This is a genomic window from Paenibacillus sp. FSL H8-0260, assembly GCF_045040625.1.
Taxonomy (GTDB): domain Bacteria; phylum Bacillota; class Bacilli; order Paenibacillales; family Paenibacillaceae; genus Paenibacillus_AQ; species Paenibacillus_AQ odorifer.
Genome location: NZ_CP150298.1, coordinates 82337 through 99730, shown reverse-complemented (window position 1 = coordinate 99730; position 17394 = coordinate 82337). Strand labels below are relative to the sequence as shown.

Genomic DNA, 17394 nt, shown 5'->3' with positions numbered 1-17394 from the left:
CGGATTTACTGCTGATTTCGACACCAAACTGCATTAGAACAAGTTCTTGATCCCTGAAAATAAATCACCGAAGAAATCACCAATCGCTCTAAGGAACAACTTGAACCAGCCAGCTTTCTCAGCTTCCTCTACAGTGATCAGATTAACTGTTTTCTCCTGTGCTGCTTGCATGCCTTCAGCCTTGTAGGAATAGGTAACTTTACCTACTTTAGAGGATTGAGCTATAGGAGCAACCAAAGTTGCAGGGTCATTTGTTACAACAGTTGTAGTAACTTCAGGAGAAACCGTTCCCTTAGGAACAATGAAAGAAACTCCTTCATCAGTAACTATAGAAACATCTTTATTCTTGCCTTTCAGTACCGGAACTGTTTCCGTGCCAGCAATAACAGCCTTCGGAGCTACAACCTGTTTGATTTCAAAGTTGTTAAATCCGTAGTCTAGCACTTTTTTAGTTTCTGTGAATCGATGTGCCTCCGAGTTAGCACCCATAACAACACTGATTAGACGCATTCCATCACGCACAGCAGTACCGGTAAAGCAGTTACCTGCATTTGTGGTATGGCCAGTCTTCAGTCCATCTAGACCTGGATAAGCATATGCCTTAAAGTTGGGGATACTTTTGTTAGCTTCCAGCATCCAGTTGTAGTTAATGATCGGCGCTGTATCCCGATCACGGAATTTATAAGACTGAATCGTTGTAAATTCAGTGAAGTCCGGGTGGTCTGTAACTATAAATTTAGCAAGAGTAGCTGCATCTCTAGCTGACATCACAGTCTCTTTATCAAGATCAGGACGGAATTTCTTCGGCATGTCTGCCCGATCAAGTCCAGTTGAGTTAATAAAATAGGTATTTTTCATGCCCATCTTCTGTGCAGTCTGATTCATTAGTTCTACGAATTGTTCTTCTGAACCCGATACCAATTCTGCCAAAGCAACTGTGGCATCATTCGCCGATCCTACGGCCATCGCTATGTATAGCTCTTTAACCGTATGTTCATCTCCAGCTGCCAGAAAAATTCGTGATCCGACCTGTTTGGAAGCATTCTCTTGAATGATAACTTTCTGATCCCAAGAGATGTCTCCTTTTTTCACGGCATCAGATACAAGATATTCAGTCATCATCTTGGTCATACTCGCAGGTGGGAGTGGTGTATCTGGATTTAGAGCCATAAGTACTTGGCCTGTAGTTGGTTCTATTAGAATAGCAGAACTCAATTCCAAGTTAAGAGATTCCACAGAAGGGATCTTAACTGCGTTGGTCTTGGGTGCAGTTTCAGTAGTAGTTGCGGCACCTTCAGTTGTAACCGGAGTTTTGCCCGCTTCAGCCAATGCTGGAATTACTGGGTTCATTAACATATTTAAAAGCAGACCTACAGTCGCTGTCTTAATTACAATTTGCTTACCATTAAATTTTCGTTTGTGCTTCAATGATTACGACTCTCCTTTAAATCTCATATCAATAGCTTGTTCTATTCTAACACAGGGGTACCCGCAAAAAAAGACAGACAGGACGAAATAGTCCTGTCTGTCCAAAAAATAATACGGTTAGTCCATTATACGGAATAGTTTGGCGCTTCTTTTGTAATTTGCACATCATGCGGGTGGCTCTCACGAAGTCCAGCACTTGTGATACGAATGAAAGAAGTATCGTTACGCAGTTCTTCCAATGACTTTGTACCGCAATAGCCCATACCTGAGCGCAATCCGCCGATCAATTGATGAACAGTGTCAGAAAGAGGCCCTTTAAAAGCAATACGTCCCTCAATTCCTTCAGGAACGAGCTTTTTATCATCATCTTGGAAATAACGGTCTTTACTGCCTTGTTTCATGGCACTCATACTGCCCATACCACGATATACTTTAAATTTACGGCCTTGATAAAGCTCGGATTCCCCCGGGCTTTCTTCTGTACCTGCAAACATACTTCCCATCATTACAGCATGAGCACCAGCTGCGATAGCCTTAGTGATCTCCCCAGAATACTTAATACCGCCATCAGCGATAATAGGAATTCCGTACTCGCGAGCAACTGTCGCACAATCATAAATGGCTGTAACCTGAGGTACGCCGATACCAGCGATAACGCGTGTTGTACAGATCGATCCTGGTCCAATACCTACTTTAACTACAGATGCACCAGCTTCAATAAGTTCACGGGTTGCTTCGCCTGTAGCTACGTTACCAGCAACAATCGTAAGATCAGGATACAGCTCACGAATTTGGCGAACCGCTTCAATAATATTAATGTGGTGACCATGTGCAGAATCGACGACGATCAAGTCCACACCAGCTTTTACTAATGCTGCAGTACGTTCGAAGGTGTCTTTAGAGATACCAACAGCTGCTCCAACAAGTAGACGGCCATGTGCATCTTTGGCTCCGTTAGGGAATTGAATAGCTTTTTCAATATCCTTAATGGTGATGAGGCCCTTAAGAATATTATTCTCGTCCACAAGGGGAAGCTTCTCGATCTTATGACGTTGCAGGATACCTTCTGCTTCCTGAAGGGTTGTACCCACAGCAGCTGTTACAAGATTCTCATGTGTCATAACTTCTTTAATCTGAATATTGAAATCATGAATAAAGCGTAAGTCTCTATTAGTTAGAATACCGACAAGTTTATTGTCACTGTCTACAATCGGTACTCCGGAAATGCGATATTTACCCATTAAAAGCTCTGCATCAGATACCATGTGTTCTGCCGTAAGTGAGAATGGATTCGTAATAACTCCGCTCTCGGAACGCTTCACACGATCTACTTCTTCCGCTTGCTGCTCCACAGGCATATTCTTGTGTATAATCCCGATGCCACCCTCACGAGCAATTGCAATGGCCATGGCTGCTTCTGTGACTGTGTCCATACCTGCACTCATAAGTGGAATATTCAACTTCACATTCTTACTTAGAACTGTGGTCAAATCCACTTCTTTAGGCAGTACCTCAGATTTACGCGGAACCAGCAGCACATCATCAAAAGTTAGACCTTCTTTTCCAAACTTATCTTTCCACACCTGGGTCATTCCTCCTCGGTTGTTTTAAATTATACCCGCCTACAAACTTTATGAAAGAAGAACCTTTGACTCCAGTCCATTCACGACAGACAATTCTGTACATCTGGGGGCTGAACAAGTGTAGATCTTCAATTAAGGTTTGAGATGCTTATCCAAAAATATATTATTGCCATCTTAGCAAAGGGCATTTGGACTGTCAAGAACATTACATCATCAGAGTAGGTATTCAAAAAACGGCCGCCGAGTAAGCGAATTATTGGACGTTAGTCCGTGCTGAGAGGACAATTTAGTGTGTTAAAAATTTACAGTTTGCCTCTGTTCACCTTTTAAACCACGCTTATCTCCAACTTAGTATCTCAAAATATAGCCCAATGAATTCTTTATTTACTTAACAAAAAGACCACTGTCGATTACTCAACAGTGGTCTTGCGTGCTTGGCAACGTCCTACTCTCCCAGGACCCTTCGGTCCAAGTACCATCGGCGCTGGAGGGCTTAACGGTCGTGTTCGGGATGGGTACGCGTGGAACCCCTCCGCTATCGCCACCAAACGGGCATTTACAGCGTAAATGCTCAGGCTTGATGCCTGAAAACTGAATCCGAAACGAATTTGCATCCTAAGTATAGGATAAGCCCTCGACCGATTAGTATTGGTCAGCTCCATGCATTGCTGCACTTCCACCTCCAACCTATCTACCTCGTCGTCTTCAAGGGGTCTTACTAATTGGGAAATCTCATCTTGAGGGGGGCTTCACGCTTAGATGCTTTCAGCGCTTATCCCGTCCGTACGTAGCTACCCAGCCATGCTCCTGGCGGAACAACTGGTGCACCAGCGGTACGTCCATCCCGGTCCTCTCGTACTAAGGACAGCTCCTCTCAAATTTCCTGCGCCCACGACAGATAGGGACCGAACTGTCTCACGACGTTCTGAACCCAGCTCGCGTACCGCTTTAATGGGCGAACAGCCCAACCCTTGGGACCTACTTCAGCCCCAGGATGCGATGAGCCGACATCGAGGTGCCAAACCTCCCCGTCGATGTGGACTCTTGGGGGAGATAAGCCTGTTATCCCCAGGGTAGCTTTTATCCGTTGAGCGATGGCCCTTCCATGCGGTACCACCGGATCACTAAGTCCGACTTTCGTCCCTGCTCGACTTGTAGGTCTCGCAGTCAAGCTCCCTTATGCCTTTGCACTCTGCGAATGATTTCCAACCATTCTGAGGGAACCTTGGAACGCCTCCGTTACTCTTTAGGAGGCGACCGCCCCAGTCAAACTGCCCGCCTGACACGGTCCCCGTACCCGATAAGGGCACTAGGTTAGAACCTAGATACGATCAGGGTGGTATCCCAACGGCGCCTCCACCGAAGCTTGCGCTCCGATTTCTACGGCTCCCACCTATCCTGTACAGATCGTACCCAAATTCAATATCAAGCTGCAGTAAAGCTCCATGGGGTCTTTCCGTCTTGTCGCGGGTAACCTGCATCTTCACAGGTATTAAAATTTCACCGGATCTCTCGTTGAGACAGCGCCCAAGTCGTTACGCCATTCGTGCGGGTCAGAATTTACCTGACAAGGAATTTCGCTACCTTAGGACCGTTATAGTTACGGCCGCCGTTTACTGGGGCTTCGGTTCATAGCTTCGGGTTACCCCTAACCACTCCCCTTAACCTTCCAGCACCGGGCAGGCGTCAGCCCGTATACTTCGCCTTGCGGCTTCGCACAGACCTGTGTTTTTGCTAAACAGTCGCTTGGGCCTTTTCACTGCGGCCCCCTCGTGCTATTCACACTACCGGGGCACCCCTTCTCCCGAAGTTACGGGGTCATTTTGCCGAGTTCCTTAACGAGAGTTCTTCCGCGCGCCTTAGAATTCTCTTCTCGCCTACCTGTGTCGGTTTGCGGTACGGGCACCTTCTCCTGGCTAGAGGCTTTTCTTGGCAGTGTGAGATCATGACCTTCGCTACTATAATTTTCGCTCCCCATCACAGCCCAGCCTTAACGATGTGCGGATTTGCCTACACATCAGCCTCACTGCTTAGACGGACATCCATCAGTCCGCGTCACTACCCTCCTGCGTCACCCCATCGCTCATAGCGGATTACGGTGGTACAGTAATTTCAAACTGTTGTCCTTCGACTACGCCTTTCGGCCTCGCCTTAGGTCCCGACTTACCCTGAGCGGACGAGCCTTCCTCAGGAAACCTTGGGCTTTCGGCGGATCAGATTCTCACTGATCTTTTCGTTACTCATACCGGCATTCTCACTTGTGTAGTGTCCAGCGCTCTTTTCAGTACACCTTCAACCCCTACACAACGCTCCCCTACCCCAGATGCAAAGCATCTAGCCATAGCTTCGGTGGTGTGTTTAGCCCCGTTACATTTTCGGCGCAGAGTCACTCGACCAGTGAGCTATTACGCACTCTTTCAATGGTGGCTGCTTCTAAGCCAACATCCTGGTTGTCTGTGCAACTCCACATCCTTTCCCACTTAACACACACTTGGGGACCTTAGCTGATGGTCTGGGCTGTTTCCCTTTTGACAATGGATCTTAGCACTCACTGTCTGACTCCCGGCAATAAGTATATGGCATTCGGAGTTTGACTGAGCTTGGTAATCCTTGCGGACCCCGCACCCAATCAGTGCTCTACCTCCACTACTCTTATACCGAGGCTAGCCCTAAAGCTATTTCGGGGAGAACCAGCTATCTCCGAGTTCGATTGGAATTTCTCCGCTACCCCCACCTCATCCCCGCACTTTTCAACGTACGTGGGTTCGGGCCTCCAGTGCGTGTTACCGCACCTTCACCCTGGACAGGGGTAGATCACACGGTTTCGGGTCTACGTCCACATACTCAATCGCCCTATTCAGACTCGCTTTCGCTGCGGCTCCACCTTCTCGGCTTAACCTTGCATGTTAAACGTAACTCGCCGGTTCATTCTACAAAAGGCACGCCATCACCCATTAATAGGGCTCTGACTTTTTGTAAGCACACGGTTTCAGGTTCTATTTCACTCCCCTTCCGGGGTGCTTTTCACCTTTCCCTCACGGTACTGTTTCACTATCGGTCGCCAGGTAGTATTTAGCCTTAGCAGATGGTCCTGCTGGATTCATACGGGGTTTCACGTGCCCCGCACTACTCGGGATCCGTCTCGGAGAGAATACAGTTTAGGTTACAGGGCTTTTACCTCTATCGCGGGCCTTTCCAGACCTCTTCACCTACCATATTCCTTTGTAACTCCATGTGAGACGTCCCACAACCCCAAGAGGCAAGCCCCTTGGTTTAGGCTGTTCCGCGTTCGCTCGCCGCTACTGACGGAATCACTATTGTTTTCTCTTCCTCAGGGTACTTAGATGTTTCAGTTCCCCTGGTCTGCCTCTACACACCCTATGTATTCAGGTATGAGTAACTGCGAATTACCACAGCTGGGTTTCCCCATTCGGACACCCCCGGATCAAAGCTTGCTTACAGCTCCCCGAGGCAGTTTCGTTGTTCGCCACGTCCTTCGTCGGCTCCTGGCGCCTAGGCATCCTCCGTGTGCTCTTATTAGCTTAACCTTGATTTTTCCGCAGGAAAATATCATACGATGACATTCTCTTTGGAATCATCTCACTAATAACATTTACTTGTTTGCACAAGTTGCTAAAAGATGTTCTAAAACGCAAATTCGTTTCGGTATCCAGTTTTCAAGGATCAAGTCTTACTTGAGAGCTTAAACTCTCAAAACTGAGCAACGAGTGAGTAACAGGCCTAAACCTGAGTTTTGGAAGCTGAGCTTCCGATTTGAATGTTCTCATTGCAGAGAACGATTCTCCATAGAAAGGAGGTGATCCAGCCGCACCTTCCGATACGGCTACCTTGTTACGACTTCACCCCAATCATCTACCCCACCTTCGGCGGCTGGCTCCCTTGCGGGTTACCCCACCGACTTCGGGTGTTGTAAACTCTCGTGGTGTGACGGGCGGTGTGTACAAGACCCGGGAACGTATTCACCGCGGCATGCTGATCCGCGATTACTAGCAATTCCGACTTCATGCAGGCGAGTTGCAGCCTGCAATCCGAACTGAGACCGGCTTTGATGGGATTGGCTCCACCTCGCGGCTTCGCTTCCCGTTGTACCGGCCATTGTAGTACGTGTGTAGCCCAGGTCATAAGGGGCATGATGATTTGACGTCATCCCCACCTTCCTCCGGTTTGTCACCGGCAGTCACTCTAGAGTGCCCAGCTTAACCTGCTGGCAACTAAAGTTAAGGGTTGCGCTCGTTGCGGGACTTAACCCAACATCTCACGACACGAGCTGACGACAACCATGCACCACCTGTCTCCTCTGTCCCGAAGGCCGCCGCTATCTCTAGCAGATTCAGAGGGATGTCAAGACCTGGTAAGGTTCTTCGCGTTGCTTCGAATTAAACCACATACTCCACTGCTTGTGCGGGTCCCCGTCAATTCCTTTGAGTTTCAGTCTTGCGACCGTACTCCCCAGGCGGAGTGCTTACTGTGTTAACTTCGGCACCAAGGGTATCGAAACCCCTAACACCTAGCACTCATCGTTTACGGCGTGGACTACCAGGGTATCTAATCCTGTTTGCTCCCCACGCTTTCGCGCCTCAGCGTCAGTTACAGCCCAGAAAGTCGCCTTCGCCACTGGTGTTCCTCCACATATCTACGCATTTCACCGCTACACGTGGAATTCCACTTTCCTCTTCTGTACTCAAGCCACCCAGTTTCCAGTGCGACCTCAGGTTGAGCCCAAGGTTTAAACACCAGACTTAAATAGCCGCCTGCGCGCGCTTTACGCCCAATAATTCCGGACAACGCTTGCCCCCTACGTATTACCGCGGCTGCTGGCACGTAGTTAGCCGGGGCTTTCTTCTCAGGTACCGTCACTCCGGTAGCAGTTACTCTACCGGACGTTCTTCCCTGGCAACAGAGCTTTACGATCCGAAAACCTTCATCACTCACGCGGCGTTGCTCCGTCAGGCTTTCGCCCATTGCGGAAGATTCCCTACTGCTGCCTCCCGTAGGAGTCTGGGCCGTGTCTCAGTCCCAGTGTGGCCGTTCACCCTCTCAGGTCGGCTACGCATCGTCGCCTTGGTGGGCCGTTACCCCACCAACTAGCTAATGCGCCGCAGGCCCATCCCTCAGTGACAGATTGCTCCGTCTTTCATTCTTCTCTCAGGAGAAAAAAGAAATTATCCGGTATTAGCTACCGTTTCCGGTAGTTATCCCAGTCTGAAGGGCAGGTTGCCTACGTGTTACTCACCCGTCCGCCGCTAAGTCATTTTGAAAGCAAGCTTTCAAAATGACTCCGCTCGACTTGCATGTATTAGGCACGCCGCCAGCGTTCGTCCTGAGCCAGGATCAAACTCTCCAATTAGTATTGAAAAGAGCGATATGCTCATTTTGAAACATCTGACGAGAAAATTAATTCTCTAATTTTGGATTTCACTTGCGTGATTTCCTACTCACTCGTTGTTCAGTTTTCAAAGATCAAGTTCTCGTTGGCGCCGTTTAATGTCTCAGCAGCAACTCTTATACTATATCATGTTCGGCTATTTAATGTCAAGCTCTTTTTTTAACTTCTTTTTCGAGCTCGGCATGTGTACTTCTTGGCCGGACTTAGAATATATCATGTATGAAGATGCATTGCAAGAGTTTTTTGAAACTAATATTAAATCTCTACATTCTATAGGAGCGATGAAGTGAAAGCACTGCTTCTAATCAACAGTAGCTGAGAGAACTGCCCTTAGACAGCTCCCTTAAGCCCCGTGTTCTATAGATACTATTCAGTACGGTTACGCATATGTGGAAACAGCAATACATCGCGAATCGATGCAGAATTGGTAAGCAGCATGATCAAACGGTCTACGCCGATTCCCAGTCCGCCAGTAGGTGGCATACCATATTCCAGGGCGCGGATGAAATCATCATCCATCTCATGAGCTTCGTCATTACCTTGCTCTTTCTCCTGGATCTGTGCCTCAAAGCGTTGACGTTGGTCAATCGGATCATTCAATTCACTAAATGCATTAGCGTGCTCACGACCCACAATAAACAGCTCAAAACGATCGGTAAAGCGTGGATCCTCATCGTTTTTCTTCGCAAGTGGTGAAATCTCAACAGGGTGTCCCATTACAAAGGTTGGCTGAATTAGAGTTTCCTCTACAAATTGCTCGAAGAAAGCGTTAAGGATATGACCGAACGTCATATGTTTCTCAACAGGCACACGATGTTCTTTTGCCAAAGCTTGTGCTTCGTCATCTGTCATGTGAACGCTGAAATCAACATCGGTTACTTCTTTAACAGCATCAACCATAGTTACACGACGCCATCCTGGAGACAGATTTACCTCTTTGCCTTGGTAATCCAGCAGTTGTGTACCTAATACCTCTTGGGCAATATGTGCAATCATATTCTCCGTGAGATTCATGATGTCCTTGTAGTCGGCATATGCTTCGTACAACTCAATCATAGTGAACTCTGGATTATGACGAGTCGACATTCCCTCGTTACGATAGACACGACCGATTTCGTACACTTTTTCCAAACCGCCAACGATAAGGCGTTTCAAGTGAAGCTCGATAGCAATCCGCATATACAGCTGCATTTCAAGTGTGTTGTGGTAAGTAATAAACGGACGCGCAGCTGCTCCGCCGGCGATCGTATGAAGTGTAGGTGTTTCAACTTCAAGATAACCAAGTGAATCCAAATAGCGACGCATCGATTGAATAATTCTTGAACGGGCAATAAAGGTCTGTTGAACTTCCGGATTAATAATCAAATCAACATAGCGCTGGCGATAACGCAGTTCTACATCTTTAAGACCATGATATTTTTCAGGAAGTGGCAGCAGGGATTTGGACAAGACTTCAAGATTATGCACTTTGATGGAGGTCTCGCCTGTTTTGGTTTTGAATACTGTTCCACGAACGCCGATAATATCTCCCAGATCGAGAACATTAAACGCCGTGTATTGAGTTTCAGGAATGCTGTCTTGACGAACATAAAGCTGAATTCTTCCGCTAAGGTCCTGGATATGTGCAAAGCTGGCTTTACCCATAACGCGTTTTGCCATAATACGCCCAGCAATGCTCACTTCAACAGAAAGCTCGTCCAATTCCTCTTTGGAAAGTCCATCATACTTAGCTACGATATCGCCAGCGTTAGCTGTGCGCTCGTATTTTTTGCCAAAAGGATCAATACCAAGCCCTCTTAGCTCGTCCAGTTTGGCACGGCGGATCTGCAAAAGCTCACTAAGTTCGTTCTCTGCATTGTCCACATTGTTCATTTCCTCGGTCATGCGATTCATCCCCTTATAACTCAGTAATATCATATACACAAGAAGAAACGGCTCCGTCTCCATAGTTAGAGGACAGTCCCGTTCCAGCTCAAAATATAAGCAGTTTGTTTACCTATCGTTTCTGGATGATTTGAAAAAAGCTTCCCTAAGGAAGCTTTCCCAAACATGTTCCCTTATCTACCTATGTACAGTGAAATGACTAATACATATGGCAGCACATCTATTTACAGACATTAAGGTCTGTATATTACTTCATTCTGATATCGAGAATTTTATATTGAATAACTCCTGCAGGTGTAGAAACATCAACTACCGTACCTATTTTTTTTCCTATAATAGCTTTGCCTACCGGACTTTCGTTGGAAATCTTGTTATTCAGTGGATCAGATTCTGCTGTACCTACGATCGTATACTCCATAGTGTCCCCATATTCCAAATCCTCGACACTTACAGTAACACCAATACTTACTACGTCAGTAACGATCTCGTCGCTATTGATGATACGCGCGTTGCGAAGCATCTTCTCCAAAGTGAGAACGCGTCCTTCGATAAAAGCTTGCTCATTCTTCGCGTCTTCATACTCCGAGTTCTCACTGATATCTCCGTAGCCAATCGCTACCTTAATCCGTTCAGCAACCTCACGGCGTTTTACGGATTTGAGGGTCTCCAGCTCATCTTCCAGACGTTTTAGCCCGTCCGGCGTAAGGATGACTTCTTTATCGCTCATCTCAACCGATTCTCCTGTCGTATACAATTATTGAAAACACCATACTATATGCTAATCTAGAAGGATAAGAACCCTCCCTGCTGCATTGCTCTTACTGTAACGGCGATTTTATACTGTGAAATTATATTGGAACCGCTACAAAATGTCAATGACACCACATATAAAGTCAGATGTGTTCAAATATCAGCAGAAAAAAGGCGATTATACAGCAGAAGAAGACATTTCAATGCCCTTGCTCTCTTCTTCATGCTTTAATTGAACGACAAAATCATTCAATATCCTCACCATTCCATCGCGTTTTGTTTCTGTCATAAGAACATCCTTCACTCTAGCGGCAGCCTTCAAGCCTTTTAAATACCAAGCCATATGCTTACGCATCTCACGGACAGCTACAGCTTCTCCCTTAAGAGCTACCAGACGATCCATATGAAGAATAGCAACCTTAATCTTCTCATCCAAGCCAGGTTCAGGCATAAGCTCGCCGGTGCTCAAATATTGAATGGTACGATACAACATCCAAGGATTACCGAGTGCTCCACGCCCGATCATTACACCATCGCAGCCAGTCTGATCCAACATAGCCCGAGCATCTTCAGGTGTATTAACATCTCCGTTGCCGATAACGGGAATGGAAACTGCTTCTTTTGCCATCTTGATGTAGTTCCAGTCCGCATCGCCTGTGTAAAGCTGCTCCCGGGTACGACCGTGTACGCTGACAGCCTTACCCCCGGCACGTTCAACCGCACGCGCATTATCTTCGACAAAAATATGCTCACTGTCCCAGCCAATCCGCATTTTCACGGTTACCGGTTTATCGACAACATCGACAACCGCAGAGACCATTTCATAGATTTTGTCGGGATTCAAAAGCCAGCGGGCTCCCGCATCACATTTAGTCACTTTTGGCACTGGGCATCCCATATTGATATCGATAATATCAGCATCGGTTTCTTTATCAACGACTTTAGCTGCTTGCACCAGTGACGCTCTATCCCCGCCAAAAATCTGCAAACTAAGCGGTTTCTCCCGTTCATCTACAAACAACATTTCGCGAGTACGTGTATTTCCGTGAATAATGGCCTTATCGCTTACCATTTCCGCACAGACCAGACCTGTACCAAATTCCTTAGCGATCAGACGAAAAGCCGGATTGCACACGCCAGCCATAGGTGCCAGAACAACCTGATTTTTCATCTCAATATCGCCAATCTTCAGCATTCGTATCACTTCCTGCCTTTTAATTCTTGGAAATTATGAGTTGGGATCCACAAGCTCTTCTGTTGTAACCCCTAGAACATTCGCAATTTTATCTAAAATTTGATCTTCTAATCGTCTGTTACCCCTCTCGACTGCACCAAGCACAGCCAAGGAAATTCCGGCAAGATCCGCAAGATCCTGTTGAGTATACCCTTTTAGCTTACGGAATGCCCTGACCCTCCGTCCCAAACGCTTGTTGTCCACAACCGAATTCCTTCCTTCCCGTCTATGTCTTGAAGCGCTGCTGTAATCAGCTTGCGAAGTCCGGAAGATTGTTCATTCTGTGGAACGATGTCACTGAGCGGAAACAATACAAAAGCACGCTCTAACATGCGTGGATGCGGTAACGTTAAATGTGGTGTATCGAGTACCTGACCCTCAACCCACAACAAATCCAAATCTACCGTTCTCGGTCCATAGCGGATATCCCGGATACGACCCAGCTGCGTTTCAATCCCCAACATCACTTCCAGCAAGGACTCGGGCGCAAGTGTCGTTCGCAAAGCTGCTGCCATATTGAGAAACTGCGGCTGATCTAAATAACCTACTGGCTCTGTCTCGTAAACTTTGGAGCAGCGGACCACCGATATTTCATCATGAGCGTCCAGTCTGTTCAAAGCCTCTGACAGTGTGCCCTCGCGGTCACCCAAATTAGCCCCTAAAGCAATATAAGCCTCTGATTCTTCAGAGGTGGAATGTATATTCATGGACCTTGTTCTCACTTTCTAGTTCTGCGCAGCTCTACAGTCACTCCCTGAAAATGAATGTCGAAAGGCGGATGAGGTTTAGTTACCTTAACCGTTACTGCATTGATAACAGTATAAGTGTCCAGTACGGAGGATGCAATATATTCTGCCAAAGCTTCGATCAACTTAAAAGACTTTATTTCGACAATGTTTTTGACTAATTCATGAACTTCAGCATAATTCACAGTTTGACTCAAATCATCATTCAAGCCCGCACCCTGCAAATCAAGCTCTAGCTCTAAATCAATGTAAAAACGTTGTCCCAGCTTACGCTCTTCCTCAAATACACCGTGGTATCCGTAATATTCCATGCGATGCATTGTCATTTTATCCATGATTAATCCGCCCTTTTTCGTAAAATATAGCTATTCACACACCACTGGAGGTGCAGCATACAACATCGCATCACACATCTTAACCGTTCGTTTAATTAGAGATACATCATGTACACGGACGATCTGGCAACCCTGAGCAATGCCAAAAGCTACTGTAGCTGCGGTGCCTTCCACAACATCATCAGACGGCAAATCAAGTACCGTGCGGATGAATTTTTTGCGGGATGTCGCCAGTAACAACGGATAGCCTAACTCAGTCAACCCGTCTAAAAGCATCATTGCCTGCAGGTTTTCATTATAATCCTTAGCAAAGCCGATACCTGGATCCAATATGATATTGGCCGGCTTAACACCTGCGGCTAACGCAAGATCAATACTTTCCTTAAGATCAGCCGACATATCCGCACTCAGATTCGTATAATTACGGTCCTGCCGGTTATGCATCAAAATAATAGGACAGTCAGCAGCAGCGGCCACTGCCGCCATTTCCGGATCGGCCTTACAACCCCATATGTCATTAATGATATGAGCACCCGCAGCTAAAGCTTGGCGGGCTACCTCAGCTTTATAGGTATCGATGGATAACGGAAGATGAGGTGCCGCCTTATGAATACTCTCAATCACAGGCAATACACGGGCTAACTCCTCTTCAAGTCCCACCGGTTGATGACCAGGACGAGTAGATTCACCGCCGATATCAATAATATCAGCACCCTCTGCAGCCATACGCAGCGCATGCTCAACGGCTTTGTCCGGATGATCCCAAAGTCCTCCATCTGAAAAAGAATCAGGGGTAACATTAAGGATGCCCATAATCAATGTTCGATTTCCTAACTCCAAGTCTGTATTTCCACAACGATATGTCCGCTTAAAGAGGACTGGTCTCATTTCGCAATCGCCGTCCTATCTCTATATAATGAAATCAAGCCAGCAGTAATTGTTCCACACTGGCCAGTACCTATAGTAAATCTTGCATCTCCGTGCCACACCCCGGTAACAGGAACAATTTCTTGTACGGAATTGGTAAGAAACACTTCATCAGCAGCTTTCAACTGCTCCCAGTGATATGTTCCTTCTTCAACACTAAGGCCTGCACTAAGAGCCAGCTCCAGCACCATTTCCCGGGTAATTCCCGGAAGAATGCCTGTGGTGAGATCTGGGGTATAGAGCCTGTTGTTTTTAATAAAAAAGATGTTGCTGACAATGCCCTCCGCAATAAATTCTTCTGCCGACAGCATTAGTCCTTCAGCACCATTTGCCGCAGAAGCATACCCTCTAAGCTCACGCTTAGCCAGAATGTTATTCATATAATGCAGCGACTTGAATCGCACTGTTCCCTCAGGAGTATTACGGCGCAAGGACAACAGCTGCAGCTCTTTGCCTTCACTGTAAAGCTTATCTGGTACTTTCGGCAGCGCTTTGATGTACAACAAATGATTGGGCTTTTGATAATCACCAGCAGGTAATCCGAGAATATCCTCACCGGCTGTTACGGTATAGCGTATATAAGCTTCTTTTAATTCATTTTTGTCCATCACGCGCTTAATCCAGTCAAGTAGATGTGCCGCTTCTGCCTCAAATGGAATGCCCAGTTCCTTGCACCCCTCTGCCATACGCTTCAAATGACGCTCCAGCAAAAAGGGAACTCCCCCATAGGTCCGAAAGGTTTCGAACAAGCCAATGCCGTACAAAAAGCCGTGATCCAAGGCAGAAACCACGGCTTCTCGGGCGTCAATGACACCATTGTTAAATCCTATATATTTCATGCCGTTTCTCCGGCTCTCCGTTTCAAGAAATTACGCAGCATCGTATGACCATGATCCGTAATAATAGATTCCGGGTGGAACTGCACACCTTCAATAGGATATTCTTTATGGCGCAATGCCATAATCTCCCCCTCTTCAGTCTCAGCCGTAATCTCCAAGCAATCTGGGAGACTCTCCCGCTCTACAATCAGTGAATGATATCGGGTAGCTGTAAATGGAGACTCCAGACCTTCAAAAACTGAGGTCCCGTTATGGTAAATAGGCGATGTCTTCCCATGCATCAAACGCTCAGCACGGATGACATTGCCACCAAATGCTTGTCCAATCGCTTGATGTCCAAGGCATACGCCGAAGATCGGAATGATCCCCTTGAAATGATGCAACAATTCCAGACTAATTCCCGCTTCATTTGGCGTACATGGGCCTGGTGAAATTAGAATATGGTCAGGGGCCAGCTTTTCAATCTCTTCGATAGTAATTTCATCGTTGCGGTGCACTTTAACCTCTTCTCCAAGCTCACCTAAATACTGTACGAGGTTATACGTAAAGGAATCATAATTATCGATGACCAAGATCACAGTGCTACTCCCCCTTCGGCTCCGCTGGTAGCTGGCAGTTCCTGCTGCAGTTCACTACAGAGTACTGCCTTCACTACCGCTTTGGCTTTATTATGGCATTCACGGTATTCACGGTAGGGATCGGAATCGATCACTATGCCGGCACCTGTCTGAATATATCCGACCCCGTCTTTTACAGCCAGCGTTCTTATAATAATATTTAATTCCATATTGCCGTTATAGTCAATAAAACCCATCGAACCTGTATAGGGTCCACGTCGAACCGGCTCCAGTTCTTCGATAATCTCCATTGTCCTTACCTTGGGAGCCCCCGTGATGGTTCCCCCCGGGAATAAAGCTGCGATAACCGCATAAGCGTCTTTATCCGGCGCAATCTGGCCCTCTACCTGCGAAACGAGATGCATCACATGAGAGTAGCGCTCCACCGTCATCAGCTCCGGCACGCTGACGGAACCGTATGCAGCGACACGTCCGATGTCGTTGCGTTCCAGATCGACAAGCATAATATGCTCGGCGATCTCTTTTTCGCTCCCGCGAAGCTCCGCCTCCATGGCGGCATCCTCCGCGGGAGTGAGTCCCCGGCGCCGGGTGCCGGCGATGGGCCGGGCGCTCACTTTGTCCCCGTGCAGCTTGACGAGCAGCTCCGGTGAAGCGCTGGACAGCGCGAAGCCGGGCGACCGCAAGAGCCCCATGTACGGGGACGGGTTGAGCTTGCGCAGCCACTCGTAAACATCCTCCGGCGAGGACTTCAGCTGCGCCTCCTGGCGCAGCGAGAGGTTCACTTGGAAGACATCGCCTTGGCGGATGTATTCCTGAACGTCCACCACTGCCTGCTGAAACTTCTCAGGCGAAAAAGCCGAAGCCATGCCCGGCCACTCTCCTGATGAAACTGTAAGGGCCTCAATGCTGCCCACAGCCTCATCATCCAATCCTGCAGCTGAAGATATCAGCTGCCACTGCTCTACCATTTGTCCAGCCTGTTCTATACTGCCAAGATAGAGATTTTGCAGATCCTCCAGCCCACAGTCTGCTGGAACTGGAACGTGGACAGCACAATACAGCACATGCTCTTCGTGATCATAAATCCATATCTCGTCAAACCTCATAAAAAGATAATCAGGAAAACCAGGATCATCTTGGGCAAAAGAAGGCAACCGTTCCAAAGAACGAACCACATCATAACCAAGGAATCCAATACATCCACCAGAGAAAGGAGGAACATCTTCATCCTTTAACTTAGGCGACGTAAAATCCGACATCCATTGCTGCAGTAGCTCCAGCGGTTGTCCCTGCAGTGTTGTTGCCTCAGGTGTCCTCTCCTCGTTCACTGATGCTGATTCCAAAGATTCAGTAGGGAAGCTAAATACTTCCGCGTTATCCTCCTTGCCTTTCAATATCGAAACAGGATTTAAGCCCAAGTACGTATAACGGCCACCCTTACCACTTTCTAAAACTACAGAATACTGGGAAGCTAACTCCCAGGCTTTCTCCCAGGACGCGGGTAATTCGTTGGTGCACCGGGGGGATTTTATAATCAAGGGAAACATGCTCCAGTCTTCAGCAGCCCATTGTTCCCACTCGTTCCAGGTTGTTATGATTTCCAAAGCCATCCTCCTAAAAGTTTTGTCTAGCATCATCTTACAGTTTAATTTTTGAGACAAAACTCGCTTCGTAAGCATTTGC

At 47.3% G+C, this 17394-nt stretch carries 12 protein-coding genes and 3 rRNA genes; all 15 read right to left on the bottom strand.

Going from position 1 to position 17394, the window contains the following annotated elements; translation table 11 throughout:
* Positions 1 to 33: 33 nt before the first annotated feature.
* Positions 34 to 1428: a D-alanyl-D-alanine carboxypeptidase family protein gene (locus MHI51_RS00450; RefSeq protein ID WP_036679981.1), complete on the bottom strand. Its 1395-nt coding sequence runs from the start codon at positions 1426 to 1428 to the stop codon at positions 34 to 36.
* A 125-nt stretch (positions 1429 to 1553) separates the two neighbouring features.
* Positions 1554 to 3011, bottom strand: coding sequence for an IMP dehydrogenase (guaB, locus tag MHI51_RS00445; protein ID WP_036679982.1), 1458 nt, complete (start codon positions 3009 to 3011; stop codon positions 1554 to 1556).
* 432 nt (positions 3012 to 3443) lie between these two features.
* A 5S ribosomal RNA gene (rrf, locus tag MHI51_RS00440) occupies positions 3444 to 3560 on the bottom strand.
* A gap of 73 nt (positions 3561 to 3633) precedes the next feature.
* Positions 3634 to 6559, bottom strand: a 23S ribosomal RNA gene (locus MHI51_RS00435).
* Positions 6560 to 6821: 262 nt separating this feature from the next.
* A 16S ribosomal RNA gene (locus tag MHI51_RS00430) occupies positions 6822 to 8379 on the bottom strand.
* Together the 16S, 23S and 5S rRNA genes form the textbook arrangement of a ribosomal RNA operon.
* Positions 8380 to 8784: 405 nt before the next feature.
* Positions 8785 to 10302 carry a lysine--tRNA ligase gene (gene lysS / locus MHI51_RS00425; RefSeq protein ID WP_405173484.1) on the bottom strand — a complete coding sequence of 506 codons (1518 nt, stop codon included), beginning with the start codon at positions 10300 to 10302 and terminating at the stop codon, positions 8785 to 8787.
* 247 nt (positions 10303 to 10549) lie between these two features.
* Positions 10550 to 11029 carry a transcription elongation factor GreA gene (greA, locus tag MHI51_RS00420; RefSeq protein ID WP_036678719.1) on the bottom strand — a complete coding sequence of 160 codons (480 nt, stop codon included), beginning with the start codon at positions 11027 to 11029 and terminating at the stop codon, positions 10550 to 10552.
* A 201-nt stretch (positions 11030 to 11230) separates the two neighbouring features.
* Positions 11231 to 12247, bottom strand: a complete 1017-nt coding sequence (gene dusB / locus MHI51_RS00415) for a tRNA dihydrouridine synthase DusB (RefSeq protein ID WP_405173483.1) — start codon at positions 12245 to 12247, stop codon at positions 11231 to 11233.
* A gap of 33 nt (positions 12248 to 12280) precedes the next feature.
* Entirely contained in the window at positions 12281 to 12490 is a 210-nt protein-coding gene (locus tag MHI51_RS00410; protein ID WP_076099929.1) for a helix-turn-helix domain-containing protein, read from the bottom strand.
* Positions 12442 to 12993 carry a 2-amino-4-hydroxy-6-hydroxymethyldihydropteridine diphosphokinase gene (gene folK / locus MHI51_RS00405; protein ID WP_036678725.1) on the bottom strand — a complete coding sequence of 184 codons (552 nt, stop codon included), beginning with the start codon at positions 12991 to 12993 and terminating at the stop codon, positions 12442 to 12444. Before folK ends, MHI51_RS00410 begins: the two co-directional genes overlap by 49 nt.
* Before the next feature lie 11 nt (positions 12994 to 13004).
* Positions 13005 to 13367 carry a dihydroneopterin aldolase gene (gene folB / locus MHI51_RS00400; protein ID WP_036678726.1) on the bottom strand — a complete coding sequence of 121 codons (363 nt, stop codon included), beginning with the start codon at positions 13365 to 13367 and terminating at the stop codon, positions 13005 to 13007.
* Between the two features lie 30 nt (positions 13368 to 13397).
* Positions 13398 to 14255 (bottom strand): dihydropteroate synthase, encoded by an 858-nt coding sequence (folP, locus tag MHI51_RS00395; protein WP_405173482.1) that lies wholly within the window; start codon positions 14253 to 14255, stop codon positions 13398 to 13400.
* On the bottom strand, positions 14252 to 15133 hold the full coding sequence (locus MHI51_RS00390; RefSeq protein WP_405173481.1) for an aminotransferase class IV: 882 nt from the start codon (positions 15131 to 15133) through the stop codon (positions 14252 to 14254). Before MHI51_RS00390 ends, folP begins: the two co-directional genes overlap by 4 nt.
* On the bottom strand, positions 15130 to 15711 hold the full coding sequence (gene pabA / locus MHI51_RS00385) for an aminodeoxychorismate/anthranilate synthase component II (RefSeq protein ID WP_036678733.1): 582 nt from the start codon (positions 15709 to 15711) through the stop codon (positions 15130 to 15132). Before pabA ends, MHI51_RS00390 begins: the two co-directional genes overlap by 4 nt.
* Positions 15708 to 17321 (bottom strand): anthranilate synthase component I family protein, encoded by a 1614-nt coding sequence (locus MHI51_RS00380; RefSeq protein ID WP_405173480.1) that lies wholly within the window; start codon positions 17319 to 17321, stop codon positions 15708 to 15710. Before MHI51_RS00380 ends, pabA begins: the two co-directional genes overlap by 4 nt.
* Between the last annotated feature and the right edge of the window lie 73 nt (positions 17322 to 17394).

Bases quoted from the DNA above. Each gene is read 5' to 3' on its own strand.
- lysS (WP_405173484.1), bottom strand. From the start codon at position 10,302: ATGACCGAGGAAATGAACAATGTGGACAATGCAGAGAACGAACTTAGT.
- greA (WP_036678719.1), bottom strand. From the start codon at position 11,029: ATGAGCGATAAAGAAGTCATCCTTACGCCGGACGGGCTAAAACGTCTG.
- dusB (WP_405173483.1), bottom strand. From the start codon at position 12,247: ATGCTGAAGATTGGCGATATTGAGATGAAAAATCAGGTTGTTCTGGCA.
- folK (WP_036678725.1), bottom strand. From the start codon at position 12,993: ATGAATATACATTCCACCTCTGAAGAATCAGAGGCTTATATTGCTTTA.
- folB (WP_036678726.1), bottom strand. From the start codon at position 13,367: ATGGATAAAATGACAATGCATCGCATGGAATATTACGGATACCACGGT.
- folP (WP_405173482.1), bottom strand. From the start codon at position 14,255: ATGAGACCAGTCCTCTTTAAGCGGACATATCGTTGTGGAAATACAGAC.
- MHI51_RS00390 (WP_405173481.1), bottom strand. From the start codon at position 15,133: ATGAAATATATAGGATTTAACAATGGTGTCATTGACGCCCGAGAAGCC.
- MHI51_RS00380 (WP_405173480.1), bottom strand. From the start codon at position 17,321: ATGGCTTTGGAAATCATAACAACCTGGAACGAGTGGGAACAATGGGCT.